The sequence below is a fragment of the Clostridium sardiniense genome, from assembly GCF_050584765.1.
Classification (GTDB): Bacteria; Bacillota; Clostridia; order Clostridiales; family Clostridiaceae; genus Clostridium; species Clostridium sardiniense_A.
Window position 1 is genome coordinate 707,199 of sequence record NZ_JBNOOR010000002.1, and the last position, 24,553, is coordinate 731,751.

The window sequence follows — 24,553 nt, forward strand, 5'->3', positions numbered from 1 at the left end:
TTTTTCTTGCTCACTATATTCACTCCTTAAATTAATAAAGGAGAGAAGGTCCTACCTTCCCTCCCCCTCTTAGATATTATTGTCCTTGTGTTTCAATACCCTTTTTAATTGCACTAACAACATCTTTTCCTACTGTAGCTGGGCTTTCACCTTTGTATAATCTTGTGATTTGGCTAGTTGCATTCCATACAGCTTGCATTTGTAAGATGTTTGGCATAGGTACTGCTGTCTTAGCTTGATCTATAAATCCTTGGAAGTATTTATTATCTTTAACAGCTTGTGAATCTAATACAGTTTTTAATACTGGAATTCTGTTACCTGCTTTAAATAATGCTTCTCCTTCATTATCAACAATGTATTTTAATAGATCCCATGATAATTCTTTATTCTTTGATTTTGAACTTACTATAGCAGTTTGTACACCTAAGAATGATTTATAACCTTCACCCTTTATTGTTGGAACTTTAGCTACGCCAAAATTCATTCCTGCTTTTTCAAATTGAGCTATATCCCATGGTCCTGAAATATAGAATGCTGACTTACCATCTTTAAAGTTTGATGATGCAATATCACCAGTTATATCAGCTGGCATTAATTTATCTTTTAATACTAGATCTTGTAAGAATTGATATCCTTCTTGTGCGCCCTTATTATCTAGCCCTATATCATTTGGATCATAATTTCCTGGTTTTCCACCAAATATATATCCACCATATGATTGAATAATTCCGCCTGTTATATAGAAGTTTCCTAAATCAATTTGGAATCCATTGTTATTTTCTTTTGCTACTTTAACTAATTCATCCATAGTCTTAGGTGCTTCTTTAACCTTGTCCTTATTGTAGAATAATGCTACTGTTTCTTGTGCTAAAGGTACTGCATAATTCTTTCCGTCAAATGCTGTTGCATCCCAAACACTATCGCTTGTGTACTTACTCTTATCAAATTTTCCATCTGGTACTTCTTCTAATAATCCAGCTTCTTTAAATGTTGCTAGATTATCGTGAGGCATACCTATATATACATCTGGTCCTTTACTTGAGTTTGCAGCTTGTAGATAATCTTGGAATTCACCTTCATCATTTACTACTTTTACAGTATTCCCTGTACTTTCTGCCCACTTCTTAGCTGAATCCTCAATAACCTTCATTTCATCTTCTTTTACTTTTGTCCAAATAGTTATTTCCTGTCCTTTTGTTGAATCTTCTTTTGATCCTCCGCACCCTACGAATAATGATCCTGTTACTACTACAGCCATAAGGCAAGCAATAAGTTTCTTTTTAACCATGTTAATCCCTCCAAAAATCAATATACTTTTATCAAAAATCTTAGAAAATAGTTATTTGAGTTTCTTTATCAAAAGCATGTATATCATTGATATCAAATGCTATTTCTAACTTTTCTCCTATGGCCTTTTCTGTGCCACCCTTTGCCTTTATAACAATATTTCTATCTTGAACTTTTACGTGAATGAATACTTCTCCACCTAAGTTCTCAGTTAATTCAACTACACCTTCAAATTTTAAAATATTTTCTTTATTCATATCTTCAGGCATGTATAATATTTTTTCTGGTCTTATTCCAATTATTAAATCAACTTTATCTTTTTTAATTTGCTTTAATTTTTCTGTATTCTTTTTTGATAGTTCTACTCCTATATCATTTATCTTTATATAAGACTTATCATTTTTAAATTCTGCACTACCATATAAGAAATTCATTTGTGGATTTCCTATAAATCCTGCTACAAACATATTTACAGGCTTATTATATATTTCAGTTGGAGTTGCAACTTGTTGAATCTCTCCATCTTTCATAACAACAATTCTAGTTCCAAGTGTCATAGCTTCTGTTTGGTCATGTGTTACATATATAAATGTAGTATCTAATTCTTTATATAATTTTGAAATCTCTATTCTCATTTGAACTCTAAGTTTTGCATCTAAATTTGAAAGAGGCTCGTCCATTAAGAATACTTGCGGATTTCTAACTATTGCTCTTCCCATAGCAACTCTCTGTCTTTGACCACCTGAAAGCGCCTTTGGCTTTCTATCTAATAGATGCTCTATATCTAAAATCTTTGCTGCTGCCTTAACTTTTTCATCTATTTCATCCTTTGGAAGTTTTCTAAGTTTTAATCCAAATGCCATATTCTCATATACTGACATATGAGGATATAAAGCATAATTCTGGAATACCATTGCTATATCTCTATCTTTAGGTGGTGCATCGTTTACAAGCTTGTCTCCAATATACATATCACCTTTACTAATATCTTCAAGTCCTGCAATCATTCTTAATGTTGTTGATTTACCACATCCTGATGGACCAACAAATACTACAAACTCTTTGTCCTTTATCTCTAAATTAAAATCTTTTACTGCATTAAACCCATTTTCATAAATTTTATAAATATCTTTTAAAATTACTCCAGCCATACTAACCTCCCAATTATTTTCCGGAAACCTTTCCAATTAACTTAAAAAAAATTTGATATCCATATAACGTCTCTAAAATAATTATATTATCCTTCTTTTTCGGAAACCTTTCCAAAACTTACAAAATAAAAAAAACAACTATTAAATAGTTTTTATTTTAGAAAACGTTTCCTTGAATTAATAATATCATTTCCCCTTTACAATTTCAACCACTTTTTTAATTTTTTTTTAATTTTTATATACTTTTTTTATTTAAAAAATACTTTTTAATTTTTTATACTTAAAATAAATAGAGAAGTAACAAATACTCCTCCACTTATGTCTGATAACACATATATTTATAAAACTTTTGATAAAAAGCTTATAGTTCTTTGATTCTTAGGATTATCAAATATATCTTCTGGACTTCCGCTTTCCACTATATTGCCTTCATCCATAAAAAGAATCCTGTCCCCAACTTCCTTTGCAAATCCCATCTCATGCGTAACTATAATCATAGTCATACCATCATTGGCAAGTGACTTCATTACACTTAAAACTTCTCCAACCATTTCCGGATCTAATGCTGACGTAGGCTCATCAAATAGCATTACATCTGGCTCCATAGCTAATGCTCTTGCAATTGCTATTCTTTGTTTTTGTCCTCCTGATAATGAATTTGGATAAGCATCTTTCTTTTCAAGAAGTCCAACCTTTTCTAATAGTTCTTCACCCTTCTTTGTTGCTTCATCCTTTTTCCATCCTTTAACGTTCATTGGAGCCATTATTATATTTTCCATAACAGTTTTATGTGGAAATAAATTAAATTGCTGGAATACCATACCCATCTTTTCTCTAATCTTATTTATATTAATCTTTTTATCTATAATATTATTTCCTTCAAATATTATTTCTCCACTTGTTGGATGTTCTAAAAGATTTAAACATCTTAAAAATGTACTCTTTCCGGATCCTGAAGGCCCTATTACAACAACAACCTCGCCTTTTTTTATCTCTTCATTTATTCCTTTTAAAACTTCATTTTTGCCAAAAGATTTTTTAAGTTCCTTAACGTATATCACTAGCCTTCAGCCTCCTTTCAAAATATGCCATAAGTCTTCCAAGTGAGAAAGTCATAATAAAGTATAATACACCTATTACCATAAGTGGTTCAAAAACTAAATAAACAGATCCTTTTACTATATCTGCACTAAACATAAGCTCTCCAACTCCAATAAATGAAGCCATTGAAGATTCTTTTATTACTGCAACAAATTCATTACCTACAGCTGGCATAATATTTTTAACGGCTTGTGGAAGTATGACCATTTTCATAGATTGAACTTTTGTCATTCCTAAACTTCTAGCAGCTTCCATCTGCCCTTTGTCTACAGCATCTATACCTGCTCTTATAATCTCAGATACATAAGCTGCTGAATTTAATGAAATTGCCACAACTGCTGCTGTAAGTGGACTAAAATCCCATCCAAAGAATAATGCTGATCCTGAGTACACCATTAAGATTTGTAATATCATTGGTGTTCCTCTAACTATCTCTATATAAATTGTTGCAATCCATAATAATGGCTTGAATTTACCTACTTTAAAATTAACAGTTTTCATAAAATATAAAATTGATCCAAATGCAGTACCAAAACATACTGATATAAGTGATATAATTAATGTCATCTTAGCTCCCTCTAAAAATACTGGAAAGTATTGTGGAAGAAAACTAAAATCAAATTGATATCCCATTTCAAAGCCCCCTTTTTAAGCTAAGATTGACAATGAAGTTATTCATCGCCAATCATAAATTTCTTTTCATATATTATTTTTGTTGTATTTGTTTTGAAGCTAATTCGTTAGCTTCAACTATAAATTTATCAAGTTCTCCACTATCTTTTAATCTCTTTATTGTCTTGTTTACTTGATCTAATAATTCTTTATTTCCTTTTTTAACAGCAACTGCATTTCCACCTGACTCATCTTTAAATTCTATATCTGACAATACAAGATCATTATTGCTCTTAATTGCCATCTCTCCAACTGGTTTTTCAGTAACTAAAGCATCAATCTTACCGGATTTAAGCTCTAATATTAAATTATTAACATTAGATAAAAGTGTTGGATCTTTAGCTTTTATAACATCTTTAGTTATATCTGCTTGAGTTGATCCCATTTGTGCTCCCACCTTAGCATCCTTTAAATCCTCAGGCTTTTTATATTTAGCTGCATCCTCCTTCTTTACTAATACAGAGTGTTGTGCAGTATAGTATATATCTGAAAAGTCTACTTTTTTTGCTCTTTCTGGATCAGGATTCATTCCTGAAATTATCATATCAATTTGCCCAGCTGGCAATGCCCCAAGAAGTGAATCAAATTTCATTTCTTTAATTTTAAGTGTTGCTCCTAAATCTTTTGCTATCTCTTCAGCAAGTTTAACGTCAAATCCAACAACGGTATCTTTTCCATCTACCATTGCATGAAATTCATAAGGTGCATAATCTGCACTTAATCCAACTACTAGTTCCTTTTTATTTCCTTCATCTGTCTTAGCTTTGTCCCCACAAGCTACTATACTAAATGCCATTACTCCTACTATTGCTACCGCAAATATCTTTTTTAATAATCCTTTTTTCATGTTTATATCCCCCTCTTTATTTAATTGCCTCAATTCATTTACATTTTTAACTTGTTATAAGTATACAACATAAATTAATATTTATGCAAGTATTTTTTATATTTTTTCGATTTTTCCATTATTTTTAAGTATTTATGCATAAATTATGTATATTTACTTAATTTCAATTCATGTAAACATTCCTAAGTACAGTATATTTTGTTGTAGTAACAAATATATTCAAAGCAATATATAATATATTGTTTAGAATATTAAATATGTAAGAAGGTGGCATTATGAGCAAAGCAAAGAATAGACACATGTTTCTTGGAAACAATACCTCCCAAGGATTTTATTCATTATTTAAAAATCTAATTTCTCAAGAGGATGCTAATAAAATAATATGCTTAAAAGGAGGACCTGGAACCGGAAAATCTTCTTTAATGAAAAAATTAGCCTTTTATTTTAAATCTAATTCTTATACTGTAGAAGAATATCATTGTTCTTCAGATGATCAATCACTAGATGCACTGCTAGTTAAAGAACTAAAAGTCGCAATATTAGATGGTACTGCACCCCATACAACTGATCCTGTGACCCCTGGTGCCGTGGATAAAATAATAGATTTAGCTCAAGCTCTTAACCATAAAAACTTAGTTAATCATAAGGCTGAAATAATAGATATCGGAAAAGATATAAGTGAAAGTTTTAGTAGAGCATTTACCTTCTTTAATTCAGCTAGCAAAGTCTACTTAGATTGGAGAAATCTTAATAATAAATCTGTAGACAAAGATCTATTAGTTAAATTTGAGGCAACTGTGAAAGGTATAGTTCTTCCAAAGAAATCATCACCTACTTTGGGAGGAGAAAGACATACTTTTGCTACAGCATTCACTCCAAATGGTATAGTTTCTTTTGGTGAAGATTTAGCAAGCTCTGTTGAAAATTTATTTGTACTTAAAGGAGAGCCTGGGCTTTCTAAAAGTAATATCTTAAAATCAATTGGAGAATCTGCTCAAAAATCAGGTCTTTATGTAGAGTACTATCATCATCCATTATTGCCTGATGATATTGAACACATTATAATACCTGAAGAAAATATAGGAGTGTTTACCCAAAATGAAATATCAAAGCTTAATATAAACGGAACTGTTTTTGATATGTCATCTCTATGTAACAAACATATACTTGATAAGTATAAAGATGAACTAGATTTTGATAAATGTGAATTTGATATATTATTAAATAAAGGTCTTTCATTAATCACTGAAGCCAAGCTTCTTCATGATAAACTTGAAAAGCATTATGCTAATAATATGGACTTTGATATGGTAAATAAAATTTATGATGAAATTATCTTAGAGTTTGAACAATTTAAAAAATAATATATAGAATCTTAGATTTTTATGTGTTTCTTTATAATAAAAAAAGAGCCTATAGGCTCTTTTATTTTTTATTTTGTTTTATAACAGATAATCTATGAAGTGCTCTAGTACACATAATATATTTAACAAGATTTGGAGTTTCCTCTTCATCTTCTAATATTATTACTCCATCAAACTCTAATCCTTTAGCAAAGTAAGCTGGAACAAGTACCTTACCACCTCTATAAATTATATCATTTCTATCAAAGGTAAGAATCTTAACTTTTTCTTTTAAGTTATGAGATATATCCTTAAGTTCTTCTCTCTTTTTAGTTATAACTGCTATACTTTCAAGACCTTCTTCTTCATAATCTTCAATTATTGAAGTTATTGTATCAACTGTCTCTTCAATACTTTCAGTTTCCTCTTCAAGAACTTTTTCTCCATTTCTAACTAATGGAACTATTCTATCCTCATCTAAGAATTTACTTGCATATTCCATTATTTCTTGAGTTGATCTGTAACTCTTATTTAATGAGAATTCTAAGACATTATCTTTAAATACTTCATCTAACTTCAGCATTGCAGGGATTTCTTTTGTATCAATAAGTCTTTGATTACTATCTCCAACTATTGTACAACTATTACAACCTGTTAGCTCTTTTAAAACCATAAATTGCATATAGTTATAATCCTGCGCTTCATCTATTACAAGATGTTTATACTCTTTCTTTGTCTTCTTCCCATTTAATTTAATCATTAAATAAAGAATTCCTGCAAGATCCATATATCCTAAGGACTCAGTATCAGTAACTCTTTTATATATGCTAAGAATACTTTCATGTGATAACCATTCATCTACTCTAGCTCTAGAATTCATTACTTCCCTTACTATTTCTCTTATTCTAATTCTTCTTTGGAAATCTAAATTATTCTTTTCAAAAATAAGATCATCTTCGCTTAATTCACTTATCTTCTTTTCTATATCCTTATTTAATTTCCAAACTACTTCATCTCTCTTATCCTTTATTTTTGAAGTTAGTATTCTCTTTACCTTTTCACTTCTTCTAAATAAAGGCATATATGCATAATGATCAGTAAATAAAGCTCTTATCTCATCTTTAGATACAATTTCTTCTCCAAAGAATGTTACAGGCTCAATATTAAAATAAGTACTATTCATATCATTAACTATATCATCAAGCTTTGAAACAAATCTTTTTGAACTCTTTTCTTTATATTCTTCAAGAGCCTTTTCATTTCCTTTCATAGCTTCTTCTATATAGTAAGAGAATTCAGTTATCTCTTCTTCTAATCCTATCTCTCTTCTTGCAAAAGCTTCAAATGTCATGTTATCTATTCCATCTTCTCCAAGTGAAGGCAATACTCCTGCAATATAATCCATAAATATATCATTTGGTCCTAAAATAAGTACCTTATCACCAAATTGCTTTCTAAAGTTATATAAAAGATATGATATTCTATGAAGTGCTATTGTAGTTTTACCTGACCCTGCAACTCCATTTACTACTACAGCTTTATCTTTAGGAGCTCTTATAATTTCATCTTGCTCCTCTTGAATTGTCATTACTATATCTTTAAGCTTTTCCCCAGAATTACTAGTTAAAACCATTTGTAGAATATCATCTTTTACATCAACTGCTGAATCAAATACACCTTTAAGCTTACTATTTTTAACTATAAGCTGTCTTCTCTTTAATATATCTGCTTCTATATCTCCAGCTGGTGACTCATATGAAGATTTTCCAAGACTTCCTTTATAGAATAATGATGAAATAGGAGCACGCCAGTCAACTATAACTGGCTCATATGTTCCTTCTTTAGTCAATCCAAATCTTCCAATGTAGATTTCTTCTGGAGTACTATCTTCTTCTATAAAGTCTATCTTTCCAAAATAAGGTGACTCTTTAAGAATAGTATATTCTCTAAGCTTTTTATCAATATTTTTATAAGCTTCTTCTTTTACATAAGCTTCATGGTCAAAATACTCTAATACCTTATCTTCATCATCTCTGTATTCTTCTATAACCTTTTTTCTATAGTCTACGATATATTCTGTTATATATTTTCTCTTCTCTATATAATTTAATATCTCTTCATTTAATGTCTTTAAAGTATTCTCTAAATGCTGTTCTTCCATTAGGAAATCTAGGTTATTATTCAAGCGCGCTACATCTCCTTTTTTTCAAATTATTGGTTATCTGAACCATCTTGTTCTTTTGAAGAACTCTCATCGCTGTTCTCGTCTATTGTTGTAGTTTTAGTAACTACAGCTTCACTCTCGCTATCTTCATCTATCTTTTCAAGACTTAGAATAGTAGCTTCTCTTTTGATTTCTTTTCTACTTTCTGCAAGCATTTTAGCTTCTTTTCTAGCCTCTTCTTTTATTCTCTCTTCTTCTTCTTTTTTAACTTTCATTTCTGGATATTTATTATATACTATATCCATAAATTCATCTCCAAAGATTGTTTCTTTTTCAAGAAGAACATTTGATATCTCATCTAAAAGGTCTCTATTATCATGTAATAACTTTCTAGCCTTTTCATGAGCTTCTCTTATAATTTTTAAAACTTCATTATCTATCATAGTTGAAGTCTCTTCACTACAATTTCTTACTGCTCTACCATCTAAATATCTATTTTGTATTGATTCAAGAGCCATCATATCAAACTTATCTGACATACCATAAACAGTTACCATACTTCTAGCTGTTTGTGTTGCTCTTTCTATATCATTTGATGCTCCTGTTGAAACTAAATTAAATACTTCTTCTTCAGCAGATCTTCCACCAAGCATTACTGTAATTTGGTTTAATAATTCTTCTCTTGAAATTAAGTATTTATCTTCTTCTGGTAATTGCATAGTATATCCAAGTGCACCCATTGTTCTTGGAACTATTGTAATCTTATGAACTGGATCTGCTCCATCTAAAAGTGCTGCAACTAAAGCATGCCCAACTTCATGGAAAGCAACAGCTTTCTTTTCTTTAGGTGATAGGATTCTATCTTTCTTTTCTTTACCTGCTATTATATCTTCAACAGCTTCTCTTAAGTCAGCTTGAATAACTTCTTTTCTGCCTTCTCTAACTGCTCTAAGTGCTGCTTCATTCATTATGTTTGCAAGATCAGCTCCAACAGCTCCTGGAGTACTCTTTGCTATTTCTTCTAAATCTACATCATCTCCAAGTTTTATATCTTTAGCATGAACTTTTAGTATAGCTTCTCTTCCTGGGAAGTCTGGTCTATCAACTATTACTCTTCTATCAAATCTACCTGGTCTAAGTAATGCTTTATCAAGTATTTCAGGTCTATTTGTAGCACCAAGTATTACTATACCCTTTGAAGAATCAAATCCATCCATTTCTGAAAGTAATTGATTAAGAGTTTGTTCTCTTTCATCATTACTTTGTAGCTGATTATCTCTACTCTTACCAACGGCATCTATTTCATCTATAAATATGATACAAGGAGCTTTTTCTTGAGCATCTTTAAATAATTCTCTAACTCTCTTTGCACCAGCACCAACAAACATCTCAACAAAGCTTGAGCCTGATATTGAGAAGAATGGTACTTTTGCTTCTCCTGCTACTGCTTTTGCAAGTAATGTTTTACCTGTTCCTGGAGGTCCAACTAAAAGTACACCTTTAGGAAGCTTAGCACCTATTTCTGTATATCTTCTTGGATCATTTAAGAAGTCTATAACCTCTTCTAATGATTCTTTAGCTTCTTCCTGTCCTGCAACATCCTTAAAAGTAACTCCAATTTCATCTTCCATATAAACTTTGGCGTTATTTTTGCCCATAGACATCATTCCGCCACCCATTTTACCTGCCATCTTTGAGAATAACATTCTCCATATAAAGAACATTAAAAGTATTGGTAAACCGTAAACTAGTAATAAATCAAATACTGGTGATTGCTTAGGATTTTGTCCTGTAACAGTAACATCTGCAGCATTTAACTCTTTAAGTAAATCATCATTTTTTATATTTGCAGTATATAAAGTTTTACCTTTAAATTCATTATCATCCTTTGGTGTTATTATTAGATTCTCATTAGTTATTATAACCTTTGAAATTTGTTTGTCCTTAACCATTTGCTGGAACTCTGTATAACTAATCTCTTTATTCATAGATGTTTCTCTAACATAATTAAAAGACATTATTATAGCTAGAGCTATTATAAAATAAATAATCCCAGCTTTATTTCTTTTTTTATTTTGCTGTTCCATTTAATCCACCTCTTTCTTTAGTATAATTCTCTACTCTAAAAAACCTATGTTATTAAAAGGATAAATCCTTACTTGAGCTTTTCCCTGTATCTTACTTCCATCTATATAAGGATTTTTCCAAAAACGCGAATCATTAGAATTTGCTCTATTATCTCCTAAGAAAAAATACTTACCTTCAGGCACTATATAAGTTCCATATGAATCCATTGGATGTTCTACATATGGTTCATCCAATTTTGTCCCATTAACATAAACTGCTGTTCCATCAATTTTGATTGAATCCCCTGGAAGTCCTATAAGCCTTTTTATTACAGTTTCATTAAGCTCATCAGAGTCAAATACAACTATATCACCCCTATGTAACTTTTCTGGATTATAAACCCTAGTTACCAAAAGTCGATCTCCAACATTTAAAGTCGGTACCATTGAGGAACTTGGGATATATACCTTGAAGATTAAAAAATTATTTATCAATATAGCAAGAACTACTGCTATAAAAACTGGTACAATCCAATCATAAAAGAAATTCTTCTTGTTTTCTTTAACTTGTTTCTTTCCTCTATCGGATCTCTTCATTGTATAGTCAGTTATCTTTACATCATTTTTTTCTTCTGCTATATTTTGATCTTGTGATGTATTTGGATCTTCGATCATTATTCCACCCATATTCCTTTCATTAACTCTTTAATATCATTCTTATGTTGTTGGGTCATTTCTTTACTATAATAGTATTTATTTTCTTTCTTATATAATACATCTCCATCTTTTGGTGACATATGGACTTCGCTTTCATGAACATTAATCATATCTCCACTTGAAGATTCCAAAATATAATATTCGCCTTCTTTTCTATCCACTATATATACATCTTTCATAAATATATTATCGCCCTCTTTAACCTTTCTAAAACTTGATATTATCATTAATTATATCATATTTTTTTGTCAATTTTCTTTCAGGACATTTAATTTTATTAAAAGTTAGTTAAGCTTTATGTATCATATGTGTAAATTTAGGAATTTTTCTAATAAGTATTATTTTTAGAAGAAATTTATATGATTTTTATATGAAAATTATACGTTTAAGATAATTTATTTTTCATTTTACCCTATTATATATATAATTTCAATATATATATAATATAATATCAGATACCTTTTAAAATAGTTAGTTTTATTGTTTATTAGTAATATAAAATTAGTACTAAACATAGCTTTATAAGTTCAGCAGGTATTTATATATTGTATAAAATATATAAAGTATTTGGAATATTTGTTTTGCAGTTATCTTTATATTATTTATTGAATTATTTATAGGTTTAATTTATGCTGATTAATTTTAAGATATGATATATAGATTAAAGTTTTTAGTCTTCAGTATATCTTTAGAACACTCTACTTTTAACTTATTGATAATTCTGTCCAAATTTAATAATCTAAGTCAATAAATAAAAGAGAAGATTATACAATCTTCTCCTTCATTTAGATATAAATTCTAGATATACTACTTTATACTACCAAAATTCTTAATAGGATATACCCTTATTTGAACTTTTCCTTTTATATCACTTTCATCAATATAAGGCTCTTTCCACTCTCTTGAATCTCCAGACTTTGCTCTATTATCCCCTAAGAAAAAATATTTACCTTCTGGAACTTTAAATTTTCCAAAGTATTTATCTGGATATTTTACATAGTCTTCTTTAATCTCTTCTCCATTAATATATAATTTTTCACCTTGAATATCTATCTCATCTCCTGGAACCCCTATAAGTCTTTTTACCATAAGTTGATTCTTCTCATTGTTTTTAAAGACTATAATATCTCCTCTTTTTAGATTTTCAAAATTATATATCCTAGTTACTAAGAATTTATCTCCTATATTTATAGTAGGTTCCATAGACCCTGTAGGAACATCTACTTTAAATATTAAGAATTTGTTTATCATTATAGCCAGTAAAATAGCCACAATTATAGGAGGTAACCACTCTCTTATAAACTTATTATCCATACTTCCCCTCTTTATACCCTTAGTTAATTTTTTTATATTACTTCATTCTTTATTATATCCTCATAGCTCTCTCTTTTACATATAACTCTTGCTTCTCCATCTTTAACCATAACAACTGCTGGTTTTGGTATTTTATTATAGTTGTTAGACATTGAATATCCATAAGCTCCTGTTGACATCATTGCTAATAAATCACCACTTAAAACTGACGGTATCTTTATAGCATTTAATAATATATCTCCTGATTCACAACATTTTCCTGAGATTGTTACTTTTTCTTTTGAATCATATATAACTCTATTTGCAACAATACATTCATACCTCGCTTTGTAAAGAGCTGGTCTAATATTATCTGTCATACCTCCATCTACGGATACGTACTTCCTTATTGATGGAATATTCTTTATTGATCCTATTGTATATAATGTAGTTCCTGCATTCCCTGCAATTGAACGCCCAGGTTCAATTACAAGTGTTGGAACCTCTAAATTAATTTCCTTACATACTGAATCAACTTTATTTAATATAGCATCGCAATATTCATTTGTTTCTCTAGGCTTGTCTTCCTTGCTATAATAAATTCCAAATCCACCACCTAAATCTAACTCTCCAATTAAATATCCTGTTTCATCTTGTATTCTCTTAATTAAATTAAGCATTATTTCAGCAGCATCTTCATAGGGTGTTAGCTCAAATATCTGAGATCCTATATGACAATGTAACCCACATAGATTTACATTTTCTAGTTTTATCGCTCTCTTTATTGCATTTATTATATTATCTCCAACTGGTGCAAATCCAAATTTTGAATCTATTTGACCAGTTTTAATATACTCATGAGTATGTGCTTCTATCCCCGGAGTTATTCTAAGATAAATATTTTGTGATCTTCCATAATTCTTTGCCATCTGATTTAGTTGTTCTATTTCAAATAGATTATCAACTACGAATGTTCCCACTCCTAATTGTACACCCATTTCAATTTCTTCTAATGTTTTATTATTTCCATGAAATAATACTCTATCTAATGGGAAATTTGCTTTGTATGCAGTATAAAGCTCTCCACCTGATACTACATCCAAATAAAGTCCTTCTTCTTCAATTAATTTACACATTGCAAGAGTTAAGAACGCCTTACCTGCATATGCTACTTTATTTCCTCTTTCTTCACATTTAAAAGAAGTAATATACTTCTTACAATTCTCTCTTAACAATTGCTCATCCATAACATATAGAGGTGTTCCAAACTCCTCTACTAATTTTGTTGTTTTTACGCCTCCAATTACCAATGTATTCTCTTCTGTCTTCATATTACCAAATAGTTTCATAATGATTCCTCCACTCTATTTAAGTAAAACAAAACGCCACAGATTAAACTGTGACGGGTAATAGCGTGTGATTATAAGGTCTATTATTACGTATAAGAATATTACTTACTGCTAAGATGCAATAGGTGAAATAATCATTGTAACTTTTTAATCCTTGTAGCTCTCCACGACATGTGACAGTGATGCATATATTATATACACCCCCAGTATAATTATCTTTGCTAATAATTAAACTTCGGCCAATCTCCCTTTCATCTTTTATCATAGTCTGCAAAACTCCTAAAGATTACTCTTAATCTTGGCACCTCTACCCTAGGTTTGTCTTCAATTTTATATTATATTTTATACAACTTGTACTAATTATGATACCATATTTTTATTAATTTACAATACTTTTTTTAAAAGTTTTTCTAATTTTTTCTATAATTTTCTTTCTCTGTAAACATCCATTAAATCCCCCATTATTTCCGCTGATGATGGTGGTGTATAACTTATTGCATTTGCTCCTGCTTCTATTGTCTCTTGAATACTTTCTTGTGTTGGTCCACCTGTTGCTATTATAGGTATTAATGGGTATTCTTCTCTTATCCTTCTTATTATTTTAGGTGTATCTTTTCCACCTGATACATTTAATATAGTTGCTCCTGCATTTAATCTCTCTTCTATATCTGTATCTTCTGAAACAATAGTTACAACTACCGGTATATCTATTGTCTTTCTTATTCTCTTTACTATGCTATTTGAAGTTGGAGCATTTACAACTATTCCTATTGCTCCTTTAAATTCTGCATCTAATGCTAAGTTTACAACTCTTCTACCTTGAGTTATTCCCCCACCTACGCCACAAAATACTGGAACATCAGCAGCTGTTATTATGGCTTCAGTGATTTTAGGCTGGGGGGTAAAAGGATATACTGCCATTATTGCATCTGCATTTGTATTCTTTATCATTGCAACATCTGTGGAAAACATTATAGACTTAACTCTTTTCCCAAATATTTTTATTCCACTACACTTCCTTATAATTGCTGGTGCTTCAATTATATGATTTCTTAAAGTCCCTAAAATCTCCGGTACATATCTTTCATTATCCTTATTCATTATTATCCCTCCAAAATTATGTATTAACTTTACACTATATTATATCTCCAACTTTCCTTTGTGGAAATATTATATAGTAATATTTTAATTATTTTTCTAGCTAATATGCCTAGTTTTGTAATATAATGTTTACAAATAATAGAATAAAACGAGGTGAAAAGACTGTGATTGGAAAGAAAAAACTCTTCTTACCATATAAAATTTTATTGGTTATTTATTTATTTTTTATAGTTACAGCCTTTATTATTAATTCACCCCATGAGATCTTTAATGGTTTGAAGAAAATTCTCTTAACTCCGGACATACTAATTACTGACTATGTAGAGATTGGTGGAATAGGTGCTACCTTAGTAAATGCAGCACTAACTAGTATAATAAGCATCTTTATATTGGTTCTTGTAGGTATAAAACCAAATGGTTCAACAATAATGGCTTTATGGCTTATGACTGGCTTTTCTTTCTTTGGAAAAAATATTTTAAACATATGGCCTGTTATGTTTGGTGTTTATCTTTTTGCAAGATATCAAAAACAACCACTACTTAATTACACATTAGTTATGCTATTATCTACCACCCTTGCACCAACAGTTAGTCAGCTTAGCTTTACTTCAGATAACCCACTTCTAGGATTATTTTTTGGTTCAATTATTGGCGTTTTTATAGGATTTGTTTTAACTCCTATAGCAACACACTGTATATCTTCCCATGCTGGCTATAATTTATACAATATAGGTTTTGCATGTGGACTACTTGCAACTCTATTAATGTCTTTATTTAGATCAATAGGCATTGATTTTAAGACTCAATTAATTTGGAGTACAGGCAATAATGAATTCTTTCTTGTATTTATGATAATAATATGCCTTTATTTAATTGGTATTGGACTTTATTATGGAAGAAATACAAAAAATAATTTAAAAAGAATAAGTAAACAATCTGGTAAACTTGTGTCAGACTTTTATCTACTTTTTGGAGAGACCACTTATATTAATATGGGAATAGTAGGTCTATTTGCTACATTCTATTTACTACTTATAGGTGGAGATCTAAATGGTCCAACCCTTGGTGGAATATTCACCATAATAGGTTTTGGATGTTTTGGTAAACATATAAGAAACATAATACCTGTTATGATTGGTGCAACTCTTGGAGGACTTATAAGTATCTATTCCCTATCTGACCCTGGAATATTACTTGCAATACTTTTTAGTACCTGTTTAGCTCCTATCGGTGGTAAATTTGGCTGGAAGATTGGTGTAATTTCAGGGATACTTCATGTAGCATTAGTTACAAATGTGGGATACTTGCATGGAGGTCTAAATCTTTATAATAATGGTTTAGCTGGTGGATTTGCAGCTATGATTTTAATACCGATTATTACTACATTTAAAAGAGAGGTTCGTAAGGATGAAATTTAAAATTGAAAAAAATCTTAGGATAATAAATGAATTAATGTCCTTTTGCTATCACTTTTTAGCAGAAGACATAACTGTTAATGTAAAAACTATAGATAATGCATCTAATATAACTATAGATGCTATTATTAAGAATTTCCCTAAGGATGATTATGATAACTTAGTTCAAACATTGAACATTCCTCGTCAGCATGAAGTTGAGCAGTATTACTGGCACCTTGGTGGCGAAAGTGAATTTGACTGTGAACTTTCTCTTGTAGGTATGATGGTTGATAGCGCAAATATTAATTATGAAAGTAATGTACTTCATATAGAACTTCAAAGAATAGAATCACATTAATATACTTTTATAATATTTATTTCAAAGAAAATAAAACACTATTGTAATATTACAATAGTGTTTTTAATTTATATACTACTATTTCAAACTACTCCCTCTAAATATTATGGAAACCATTTATGAAATATTAAAATTTACTCTTTATAAAAATAAAATAAGTAGCATTATACTTATCTAAATTTATGAAACGTAACTTCATAAATTAATATATAACACTACTTATCTTGTATATCTATAGATTTCTACTTTTCTCTAATGTCAATAATCTTCTTAACAACTTTTGTTCCTATTTTATCTTCTTGCATTTGTGCTAAAGCATCATCTATTTTAACCCAACCAATACCTTCAACTTCATCAGATTTTTTTATTTCACCTGATTTATATTCAGCCATAAAAGTTATCATTAAAAGCTCTTTACCTTCTACAAAATCAGAGCCTAAATATTCTATATTTTTAGTCTCTATTCCAGTCTCTTCAAGTACCTCTCTATAAACTGTATCCTCTGCATATTCATCCTGATCTACATATCCAGATATTAACACCTTAGAATTCTTATATATATAACTTTGTTTTAATAAAAGAATTTCATCACCTTTAACTACACCAACAACAATACATGGTCTTGGAGTATCAAAATACAATGTCTCATCAACTGGGCAATACGGAACTTCGCCCTCATCCCAACAATTAAACATTTCTAATTCTCTTCCACACTTTGGACAAAATTTATATTTCATACACTTTCTCCCTCTTATAAAACATCAATTACCTCTATTATAAAGTACCCTCTTATCTTTTAGAAGTATGTTTTCTAAAAATTAACTTTAACCTCTTTATTTAAAGTTATACCTTCCTTATCTACAATACACTCATATACAAATATATCAACACCATTATCACGTGCTTCTCTAAGTGCCTCACCAAATTTTTCATCTCTCTCATCATTAGGAACAAAATCCTTCATATTTTCCATTTGCAATAAAAATAATACTCCAGCACCTCTTCCACTCTTTTTTACATCAATAAGCTCTAATAAATGTTTTCTCCCTCTATCTGTCGGTGCATCTGGAAAAGCTGCATGACCCTTATCCTCTAAAGTTACACCTTTAACTTCTAAATAATATTCTTCACCTTCATCACTTGATAACTTAAAATCAAATCTACTATTACCAAAGGTCTTTTCCTTAAGTATATTATTGTACTTAACTAACTTTTTTATTTTCTTATTTTGAAGAGCTTCAAAAACCACTTTATTAGGTATTTGAGAATCTATACTTATAAGCATCTCTCCCTTGTAAACTGCAACTAAATCATAGGCTGTCTTTCTAGTTGGATTATCTTCTTTCCTTAAAAGCACAGTTGCACCATCTGTTAATATCTCTCTACATCTTCCAGTATTAGGAACATGAACCGTTATATCTTCTCCATTTAAATTTACCTTTGCATTAAATCTATTTGGCCTACTTATAAATTTAGCTTCTAATATTTCTTTATTATATTTCATTATTAATCTCCTTTTACTTTGTGGATTTTTCATCTTGTCCACATTATCCACAGTTTTTGTCCACAGCTTTGTTAGTAATGTTGAGTAATTTTAACACTATTCATTATCATTCTACAATAAATTGTAATTGATAATTGTTATTTCTACAATATACGTTATATTGTTACTTATATTTTATTTTATACATATATATTGTACAAACCTTACTTTTTAAGAATTTTAACACAAAAGAGGACTTATCCACAAAGTTATTAGACTTATCCACATTATTAACACAATACCCCTTAAACCTCCTATTTTCAACGTTTTTTGAGTGTGTATTAATTTTACATATTTTGGATCGATTTCACCAATGTAATTATTTTCATAGTTTCAAAATAGAAAATTATGAACATTTTGAAGCATAAAAATCTATTTAATTAAGATACTAATCTTATAAGATAAGGAGTGATAATTTTGAGTGATAAAAAAGTAATGACTTTCCGAGATGAAAACAATAATAAAATTGATTATGAGATTTTAGAGCAAGTTTTAATATGTGGATCAGAATATGTTGCACTAGCTCCAGTTGAATCTCATGAAAAAATAGAATTATTTAAAATAAAATTTGATAAAGATTGGAATGAATCTCTAGAGGAGGTATCCTCTGAAAAAGAGATTAATATGTTTAAGCAAGTTTCAAAGCTAAAAATGTAATAATACTACTCTATATAAATATCATCATATTCTATAAAAATTTCCTTTTAGAATATGATGATATTTTATTTATATTATTATCTATTTCTACTAGAGTTATAATAAATTTTCATTAAAAATCTAATTCTTAAGAAATCTTATTATTTTCTTAAAATATAAATAAATTCCATTTCACTATATTGCATTGTATAGTACTGAATCGTATACTATAGACATGAAATATTTTACAGAAAGGTTCTGATGCCATGAATACTCAATTAAAAAAAGGTGTTTTAGAGTTATGTGTTCTTTCAGTATTATCTATTAAAGACTGTTATGGTTATGAATTAATTAACGAAATTTCAAAACATATCTCAATTTCAGATGGCACGGTTTACCCCATTCTTCGGAGATTAACCAAAGAGGGCTATTTCACCACATATCTTCAAGAATCTATGGAAGGCCCACCGAGAAAGTATTATAGACTTACATCACTTGGCTATGATTATAAAGAAAATCTTGAACGTGAATGGTTAGCGTTCCAAAACGCAGTTAACAACATTATTATGGGAGGTTATAAGTGTGAGTAAAAACGAATTTTTATCTATACTAGCTAACGGATTAAAAGATTTCCCTGAAAAAGAGCTTGCAGATATTATATTTGATTATCAAGAGCATTTTACAGTTGGATTATCAAATGGTAAAACAGAAGAAGAAATTATAGATGAACTAGGAAATCCTTACGAATTAGTTTATCAATATAGAAGTGCATACCTAGAAAAAGTTCAGACAAATGAGGATACTACATCATCATATACTGAAGATGATACAAAGTTTTATGGTGATGTAAAATATGAAACTGTATCTGATGAACAAACCACTAAAGAGAGTGAAGAAGATCCTATAGAAGATTCTAAGGAAAAGACTTTTGAAGCTACTGAAGATTTTAAATATAATTTTTCTAAAGAAGAAACCGAAAATAAAAAAGATTCAAGACCTTTTAAAAACTTTTCATTTAGTGGCAAAGGATTAATCAAATTTATTTTAATAGTAATAGCACTTATTTTTTTAGCACCATTAGCATTAGGTGCAGGAGCCTGTGCTATTGGGTTATTTATTGCTTTTGTTGCCCTTCTTGGCGCATTAATCATTGGTGGACTAGCAATAAGTGTAAGCGGAATATTTGTAATGCTTAGCAAAATAGGTATAGTTGTTATTGGTGCTTCAAGTACCCCAGGTTTTATTATAGATTTTCCAAATAGCGTAATTATATTATTTATAATAGGATCACTTGCATTAACAGCTCTTTTAGCTATGCTTTCTTACTATTTTATAAAATGGATATTATTCTCAATAATAAATTTATTTAAAAAACCAAATAAAGGAGGAGCTCAAAATGAAAAAACCAATAATTAAAAAGAGATTTAAAATAACTTTATTAGTTCTCCTTCTTGTATCTATTTTTTCATACGTAGGTGCATGTACTATACTATATAGTAGCAATTATAGATTATCTAATTATAAAGATGAAGTTACTAAATACTTTGGTATCGATGAATCAATATTTGATTTTTCTACTTGGAACGAGCCTCATATTTCAATAACTCAATCATATAACCAGAAATTAAATAAAAACATTAAAGATATTAATATAAATTTAGAATCAGCTAATATAGAAATTGAAAGTACAGATTCTAATGATATTGGACTAACATATTCATTAAGTGGACGTCAAAGAAAAGTAGAAGAATTTAAAGATTCTACTATGAAATTTAAAGAAACAGGCATTGCCTTAGAATTATCTTTACCTAATGAATTTAAAAATATATATAATATAAGCATTACAATTTTACTTCCTAAAAGTTATACTGGAAATTTAAATATAAAATCTAGTAACGGATATATTAATGTTAGAGATTTGACTCTTTCTAGATTAAATTTAGACCTTAATTATGGAGATATTAATCTACAGACTATAAAAGCTAATGATGCTAATTTAAAAGCTTCAAATGGTCATATACAATCAAATGATTCTAATATAAATAATTCTGATATATCAGTTAATTACGGAGATATTTATGTACAAGGTTTTATTGGAAACTCTAATATTAAGTCTAATAATGGTAATATTGAAACCAATCTTTCTAAATTAGGCAAGAATACAAATATATCTACTAATAACTATGGAGAAATACAATTTAATAATATAAAAAATCTTAATGATTATCAAATATTAGTAACAGGTACTATTAATAGTATTTATTATGAAAATAAATCTATTGATGATAGCTCCTTCTCTTTAGGTAATGGAAAAAACATTGTAAATTTAAGCACTAATAATGGAGATATTATTCTAAAATAAAAAAACTAATTATATAAACTTCCTCCTTTATAGTAAAATATTAATATAATATTTTACCTTTAAAGGGGGTTTATTTTTTATGAAAGAAAAATTTATAATATTATCTTTCGATGCAGTAGATACAAATGATTTTAAATATATAAAAACATTACCTAATTTTAAAAAGCTTATGGAACACTCCTCATATTCAGATATAGTAAGATCAGTATATCCTTCTCTTACTTATCCAGCTCATATATCAATTTCAACAGGTAAATACCCTATTAATCATGGAATTGTAAATAACATTAAGATTGAACCTTTTAGAAAAAACCCTGATTGGTTTTGGGAACAAAAATATATAAACGGTCCAACAATTTATGATGTAGCTAAAGAGTCTAGACTTAGAACCTGTGCTCTACTTTGGCCAGTTACAGCCAAATCCAAAACTATTGATTTGAATTTACCTGAAGTTTTTGCAAATAGACCTTGGCAAAATCAAATTTTAGTTTCAGCTCTAAATGGTACACTATCATTTCAGCTTAAATTAAATAATTTATTTGGAAAATTAAGAGATGGACTTAATCAACCTAATTTAGATAACTTTACCTTTGAAAGCCTTATGTATGTACTTAAAAACGATCTTGCTGATTTTATATTAGTTCATCTTACAGATGTAGATACTCATAAGCATAACTTTGGTATTAAATCACCTAAAATTAAAGAAGCCTTAAATCGTCATGATGATAGACTTGGAAAAATAATTAAATTCTTAGAAGATAATAATATTTATGAAAATAGCACATTAATAGCACTTGGTGATCATAGTTTTAAGGATGCAGATTATGTAATTAAACTAAATAAATTCTTTTTAGATAAAGGCTATATCAAAGTTAATAATAAAAATAAAATAACAGCATGGGACATATATTGTAACTATTGTGATGGCTCAGCTTATATTTATATAAATAAAGATTCAAATATTTCTAGAGAAGCTGTTTATGCACTTATTGATAATTTCTCTAAAGATAATAATAAGTGCATAAAGAATATATATTCAAATAAAGATGCTATCTCATTTGGAGCTGATAGAAACTGTGACTTTATGTTAGAAGCTAATGATGGCTACTACTTCATTAATTCTATTGATGGAGATATAATCGAAAAAACCTCTGGAAACCACGATGTTGCAACTCATGGCTATTTCCCTGAAAGCTTAGATTATAGAACATTCTTTATGATAAAAGGAAAAAATATAAAAAAGAATAATTATATAGGCGATATGAGTTTAATAGATGAAGGTACTACTATTTTAAATATATTAAATCATTCCACTAAAAAATGTGATGGTAAAATACTAGATATATTCACTAAGTAACCTTTAAATTTTCTATATAAATACATCAACTATAACCTACTATAATGATTTATATAAAAACTCCGTAAGGAGTTTTTTCTTTATCTAATCATCTATATAATTATTGATTTTAAATCTTAATCTTAATTCATCTTTTTCCTTTTTTGTAAGCTCCATATACTTATCTGCCCATAACTCTTCTTTTACTTTTCTATATTCCATATATGAACAGTCTATTTCAGGTTTAGTAATATATTCTCCATGCCAATATTCTAGTGAAAATTTACACCAAAATTTTATAAATAGTTCCTTTTCATTGTGTATTAATAATCCTGCTTTAAAACATTTTCTCTTCTTCAAATAATCATAAAATTCAATAACATTTGTTGCAACTATTTTTTCAAAAATAAAATCATCTCTAAATACAGCCTTTGACGATTTTGAAAACTCACTTATCTTTTTAAAATCAACATTTTTTTGAAAAAGATATTCTTTTGAATAGTTATAAAGATAAATAGTATATAAATCTAATCTCATAAGATTCTCCTAATATAATTCCTTTGTATAATCTATTAATACATAATTCTAATTAGAATAATACTATTGTTATTTGCTCCTTATTAAATTTAATTATTGAATATGGCTATTCCTACGAACTTTATATAGTTATGTATATTTTCTTTAATTCTACTTAAACTATATTTGTATCAAATGGAGGTGTATTAATATGGCAGACGAAACAACAGGTAGATTACCTAAAAATATTAATAAGAATATCCCTACTCCTAAAGATGATGCAAAGGAAATTACAGGAGTTATTAAATATGGTAGTAGAATTGTAGGTTATGAAATTCAAAACGGCCATCAGGTGGATAAAGCAGCGGCAATTGATATGGCTAAGAAGGGTGAACTCAAAGGAGTCGCTATTAGTGTATCAGCTAAGGGTGACGAATACTTAAGAAGTCTACCTGATGATAATGAGTCAAATAACTTAAGCAATTTACCAACTATAACAATTAAATAATAATTATAAATTTAACTACACCAAAAAGAGGAGATTATTTATATCTCCTCTTTCCTTTATATGTAAACAAACTTTAAACTTTTTTCTGATAAGGTTTTATTTAATTAATTTACACACTCTATTAAAATTTATTTAGTATAATAATATTAAATTAAATAATACATATAGAAAGAAGGCTATGTTATGAGCTTTGAAAACGAAGAAAATGAAGAAATTAAAGAAAATCTAAATACAGAAAAATTTACTGATTGCTACGAATCAGAGTATCCTCCTGAGGAACCTACTTATAATTCAGATGAAATAACTGATTCTGATTTTGTAACATTTGTTGGCCAAACAAATACTGAACATTATTTTAATAAATGGAAAAACAATAGTGATAAAAATACTTTTTCCTCATGGAATTGGGCCTCATTCTTTTTAGGTGGATATTGGCTATTGTATAGAAAACTTTATGCATGGTTTGTAGGTTTTACTATAGTAGATTTTATTGGCTTTACAATTTTAGATAATTTTAGCCCATTTATAGCTATATTATTCTCATTAATCATGATGATACTTTTAGGTGTATTTGGTAACTGTATTTATATAAGACATTCTAAAAAGAAGATTCTATCTTTAAAGAAGTTCTTTTATAGATTCGGTAATACTGATGAAGCTTTAAAAACTAATGGTGGTACTACTTTAGTTGCTCCTTTAGTTCTATTAGCAGCCGCAGGAGTTATTGCTATAATGGTAGCTACTCTATTAAACACATTAATATCATCTATGATTAGCTTCCCATTCTAATAGAATATATAGTTTAA

The 24,553-nt window shown here is 28.9% G+C and carries 25 protein-coding genes and 1 riboswitch; of the genes, 10 read left to right on the forward strand and 15 right to left on the reverse strand.

Annotated elements, in window-relative coordinates:
* Nucleotides 1–76: 76 nt before the first annotated feature.
* From ACQPUW_RS12940 to ACQPUW_RS12960, 5 genes are all read right to left on the reverse strand, one after another.
* On the reverse strand, nucleotides 77–1,288 hold the full coding sequence (locus ACQPUW_RS12940) for a sugar ABC transporter substrate-binding protein (RefSeq protein WP_430837915.1): 1,212 nt from the start codon (nucleotides 1,286–1,288) through the stop codon (nucleotides 77–79).
* A gap of 40 nt (nucleotides 1,289–1,328) precedes the next feature.
* The gene (locus tag ACQPUW_RS12945; RefSeq protein ID WP_430837916.1) at nucleotides 1,329–2,438 is read right to left on the reverse strand and encodes an ABC transporter ATP-binding protein; all 1,110 of its coding nucleotides are present in this window, start codon (nucleotides 2,436–2,438) and stop codon (nucleotides 1,329–1,331) included.
* Between the two features lie 338 nt (nucleotides 2,439–2,776).
* The gene (locus ACQPUW_RS12950) at nucleotides 2,777–3,499 is read right to left on the reverse strand and encodes an amino acid ABC transporter ATP-binding protein (protein WP_430837917.1); all 723 of its coding nucleotides are present in this window, start codon (nucleotides 3,497–3,499) and stop codon (nucleotides 2,777–2,779) included.
* Complete coding sequence (locus tag ACQPUW_RS12955) at nucleotides 3,486–4,172, reverse strand: amino acid ABC transporter permease (protein WP_430837918.1); 687 nt, start codon at nucleotides 4,170–4,172, stop codon at nucleotides 3,486–3,488. The genes ACQPUW_RS12950 and ACQPUW_RS12955 overlap by 14 nt, the downstream gene beginning before the upstream one ends.
* 73 nt (nucleotides 4,173–4,245) lie before the next feature.
* On the reverse strand, nucleotides 4,246–5,058 hold the full coding sequence (locus ACQPUW_RS12960; RefSeq protein ID WP_430837919.1) for a transporter substrate-binding domain-containing protein: 813 nt from the start codon (nucleotides 5,056–5,058) through the stop codon (nucleotides 4,246–4,248).
* A 275-nt stretch (nucleotides 5,059–5,333) separates the two neighbouring features.
* Here ACQPUW_RS12960 and ACQPUW_RS12965 point away from each other — a divergent pair, with 275 nt between their 5' ends.
* Complete coding sequence (locus ACQPUW_RS12965; RefSeq protein ID WP_430837920.1) at nucleotides 5,334–6,422, forward strand: PRK06851 family protein; 1,089 nt, start codon at nucleotides 5,334–5,336, stop codon at nucleotides 6,420–6,422.
* 61 nt (nucleotides 6,423–6,483) lie between these two features.
* Here the strand turns inward: ACQPUW_RS12965 and ACQPUW_RS12970 are convergent, their stop codons facing one another.
* From ACQPUW_RS12970 to ACQPUW_RS13000, 7 genes are all read right to left on the reverse strand, one after another.
* Nucleotides 6,484–8,586 (reverse strand): HelD family protein, encoded by a 2,103-nt coding sequence (locus ACQPUW_RS12970; RefSeq protein ID WP_430837921.1) that lies wholly within the window; start codon nucleotides 8,584–8,586, stop codon nucleotides 6,484–6,486.
* A 26-nt stretch (nucleotides 8,587–8,612) separates the two neighbouring features.
* Nucleotides 8,613–10,652, reverse strand: coding sequence for an ATP-dependent zinc metalloprotease FtsH (gene ftsH / locus ACQPUW_RS12975; protein WP_430837922.1), 2,040 nt, complete (start codon nucleotides 10,650–10,652; stop codon nucleotides 8,613–8,615).
* A gap of 30 nt (nucleotides 10,653–10,682) precedes the next feature.
* Entirely contained in the window at nucleotides 10,683–11,228 is a 546-nt protein-coding gene (gene lepB, locus ACQPUW_RS12980) for a signal peptidase I (protein WP_430838093.1), read from the reverse strand.
* 77 nt (nucleotides 11,229–11,305) lie between these two features.
* Nucleotides 11,306–11,575, reverse strand: a complete 270-nt coding sequence (locus ACQPUW_RS12985; protein ID WP_430837923.1) for a DUF3006 domain-containing protein — start codon at nucleotides 11,573–11,575, stop codon at nucleotides 11,306–11,308.
* 580 nt (nucleotides 11,576–12,155) lie between these two features.
* Nucleotides 12,156–12,662 (reverse strand): signal peptidase I, encoded by a 507-nt coding sequence (gene lepB, locus ACQPUW_RS12990; RefSeq protein WP_430837924.1) that lies wholly within the window; start codon nucleotides 12,660–12,662, stop codon nucleotides 12,156–12,158.
* A 32-nt stretch (nucleotides 12,663–12,694) separates the two neighbouring features.
* Nucleotides 12,695–13,990, reverse strand: a complete 1,296-nt coding sequence (lysA, locus tag ACQPUW_RS12995; protein WP_430837925.1) for a diaminopimelate decarboxylase — start codon at nucleotides 13,988–13,990, stop codon at nucleotides 12,695–12,697.
* 149 nt (nucleotides 13,991–14,139) lie between these two features.
* Nucleotides 14,140–14,308: riboswitch (Lysine riboswitch) on the reverse strand.
* Nucleotides 14,309–14,410: 102 nt separating this feature from the next.
* A complete protein-coding gene (locus ACQPUW_RS13000) occupies nucleotides 14,411–15,091 on the reverse strand; it encodes a hydrolase (RefSeq protein WP_430837926.1) in 681 nt (226 codons plus the stop codon).
* A gap of 125 nt (nucleotides 15,092–15,216) precedes the next feature.
* Between ACQPUW_RS13000 and ACQPUW_RS13005 the strand changes: the two genes are divergently transcribed.
* Both ACQPUW_RS13005 and ACQPUW_RS13010 read left to right on the forward strand, forming a co-directional pair.
* Nucleotides 15,217–16,509 carry a DUF1576 domain-containing protein gene (locus ACQPUW_RS13005; RefSeq protein WP_430837927.1) on the forward strand — a complete coding sequence of 431 codons (1,293 nt, stop codon included), beginning with the start codon at nucleotides 15,217–15,219 and terminating at the stop codon, nucleotides 16,507–16,509.
* The gene (locus tag ACQPUW_RS13010; protein WP_430837928.1) at nucleotides 16,499–16,846 is read left to right on the forward strand and encodes a hypothetical protein; all 348 of its coding nucleotides are present in this window, start codon (nucleotides 16,499–16,501) and stop codon (nucleotides 16,844–16,846) included. The genes ACQPUW_RS13005 and ACQPUW_RS13010 overlap by 11 nt, the downstream gene beginning before the upstream one ends.
* A gap of 242 nt (nucleotides 16,847–17,088) precedes the next feature.
* Here the strand turns inward: ACQPUW_RS13010 and ACQPUW_RS13015 are convergent, their stop codons facing one another.
* Nucleotides 17,089–17,583, reverse strand: a complete 495-nt coding sequence (locus ACQPUW_RS13015) for an NAD(+) diphosphatase (RefSeq protein WP_430837929.1) — start codon at nucleotides 17,581–17,583, stop codon at nucleotides 17,089–17,091.
* 74 nt (nucleotides 17,584–17,657) lie between these two features.
* The gene (gene sfsA, locus ACQPUW_RS13020; RefSeq protein ID WP_430837930.1) at nucleotides 17,658–18,350 is read right to left on the reverse strand and encodes a DNA/RNA nuclease SfsA; all 693 of its coding nucleotides are present in this window, start codon (nucleotides 18,348–18,350) and stop codon (nucleotides 17,658–17,660) included.
* Between the two features lie 456 nt (nucleotides 18,351–18,806).
* Between sfsA and ACQPUW_RS13025 the strand changes: the two genes are divergently transcribed.
* The 5 genes from ACQPUW_RS13025 to ACQPUW_RS13045 all read left to right on the forward strand — a co-directional run bounded on the left by ACQPUW_RS13025 (nucleotide 18,807) and on the right by ACQPUW_RS13045 (nucleotide 22,744).
* Nucleotides 18,807–19,046 (forward strand): DUF1292 domain-containing protein, encoded by a 240-nt coding sequence (locus tag ACQPUW_RS13025; protein ID WP_430837931.1) that lies wholly within the window; start codon nucleotides 18,807–18,809, stop codon nucleotides 19,044–19,046.
* Between the two features lie 245 nt (nucleotides 19,047–19,291).
* Nucleotides 19,292–19,615, forward strand: a complete 324-nt coding sequence (locus tag ACQPUW_RS13030; RefSeq protein WP_430837932.1) for a PadR family transcriptional regulator — start codon at nucleotides 19,292–19,294, stop codon at nucleotides 19,613–19,615.
* Nucleotides 19,608–20,441: a DUF1700 domain-containing protein gene (locus tag ACQPUW_RS13035; protein ID WP_430837933.1), complete on the forward strand. Its 834-nt coding sequence runs from the start codon at nucleotides 19,608–19,610 to the stop codon at nucleotides 20,439–20,441. Before ACQPUW_RS13030 ends, ACQPUW_RS13035 begins: the two co-directional genes overlap by 8 nt.
* Nucleotides 20,422–21,387, forward strand: coding sequence for a DUF4097 family beta strand repeat-containing protein (locus ACQPUW_RS13040; protein WP_430837934.1), 966 nt, complete (start codon nucleotides 20,422–20,424; stop codon nucleotides 21,385–21,387). The genes ACQPUW_RS13035 and ACQPUW_RS13040 overlap by 20 nt, the downstream gene beginning before the upstream one ends.
* Before the next feature lie 79 nt (nucleotides 21,388–21,466).
* Complete coding sequence (locus ACQPUW_RS13045) at nucleotides 21,467–22,744, forward strand: ectonucleotide pyrophosphatase/phosphodiesterase (RefSeq protein ID WP_430837935.1); 1,278 nt, start codon at nucleotides 21,467–21,469, stop codon at nucleotides 22,742–22,744.
* 84 nt (nucleotides 22,745–22,828) lie between these two features.
* Here ACQPUW_RS13045 and ACQPUW_RS13050 read toward each other — a convergent pair whose 3' ends face one another.
* Nucleotides 22,829–23,260 carry a hypothetical protein gene (locus ACQPUW_RS13050; protein WP_430837936.1) on the reverse strand — a complete coding sequence of 144 codons (432 nt, stop codon included), beginning with the start codon at nucleotides 23,258–23,260 and terminating at the stop codon, nucleotides 22,829–22,831.
* 190 nt (nucleotides 23,261–23,450) lie between these two features.
* Between ACQPUW_RS13050 and ACQPUW_RS13055 the strand changes: the two genes are divergently transcribed.
* Together ACQPUW_RS13055 and ACQPUW_RS13060 are read left to right on the forward strand one after the other, a co-directional pair.
* Complete coding sequence (locus ACQPUW_RS13055; protein WP_430837937.1) at nucleotides 23,451–23,747, forward strand: DUF3892 domain-containing protein; 297 nt, start codon at nucleotides 23,451–23,453, stop codon at nucleotides 23,745–23,747.
* Nucleotides 23,748–23,930: 183 nt separating this feature from the next.
* Nucleotides 23,931–24,536 carry a DUF2628 domain-containing protein gene (locus ACQPUW_RS13060; protein WP_430837938.1) on the forward strand — a complete coding sequence of 202 codons (606 nt, stop codon included), beginning with the start codon at nucleotides 23,931–23,933 and terminating at the stop codon, nucleotides 24,534–24,536.
* The last annotated feature ends 17 nt before the right edge of the window (nucleotides 24,537–24,553 follow it).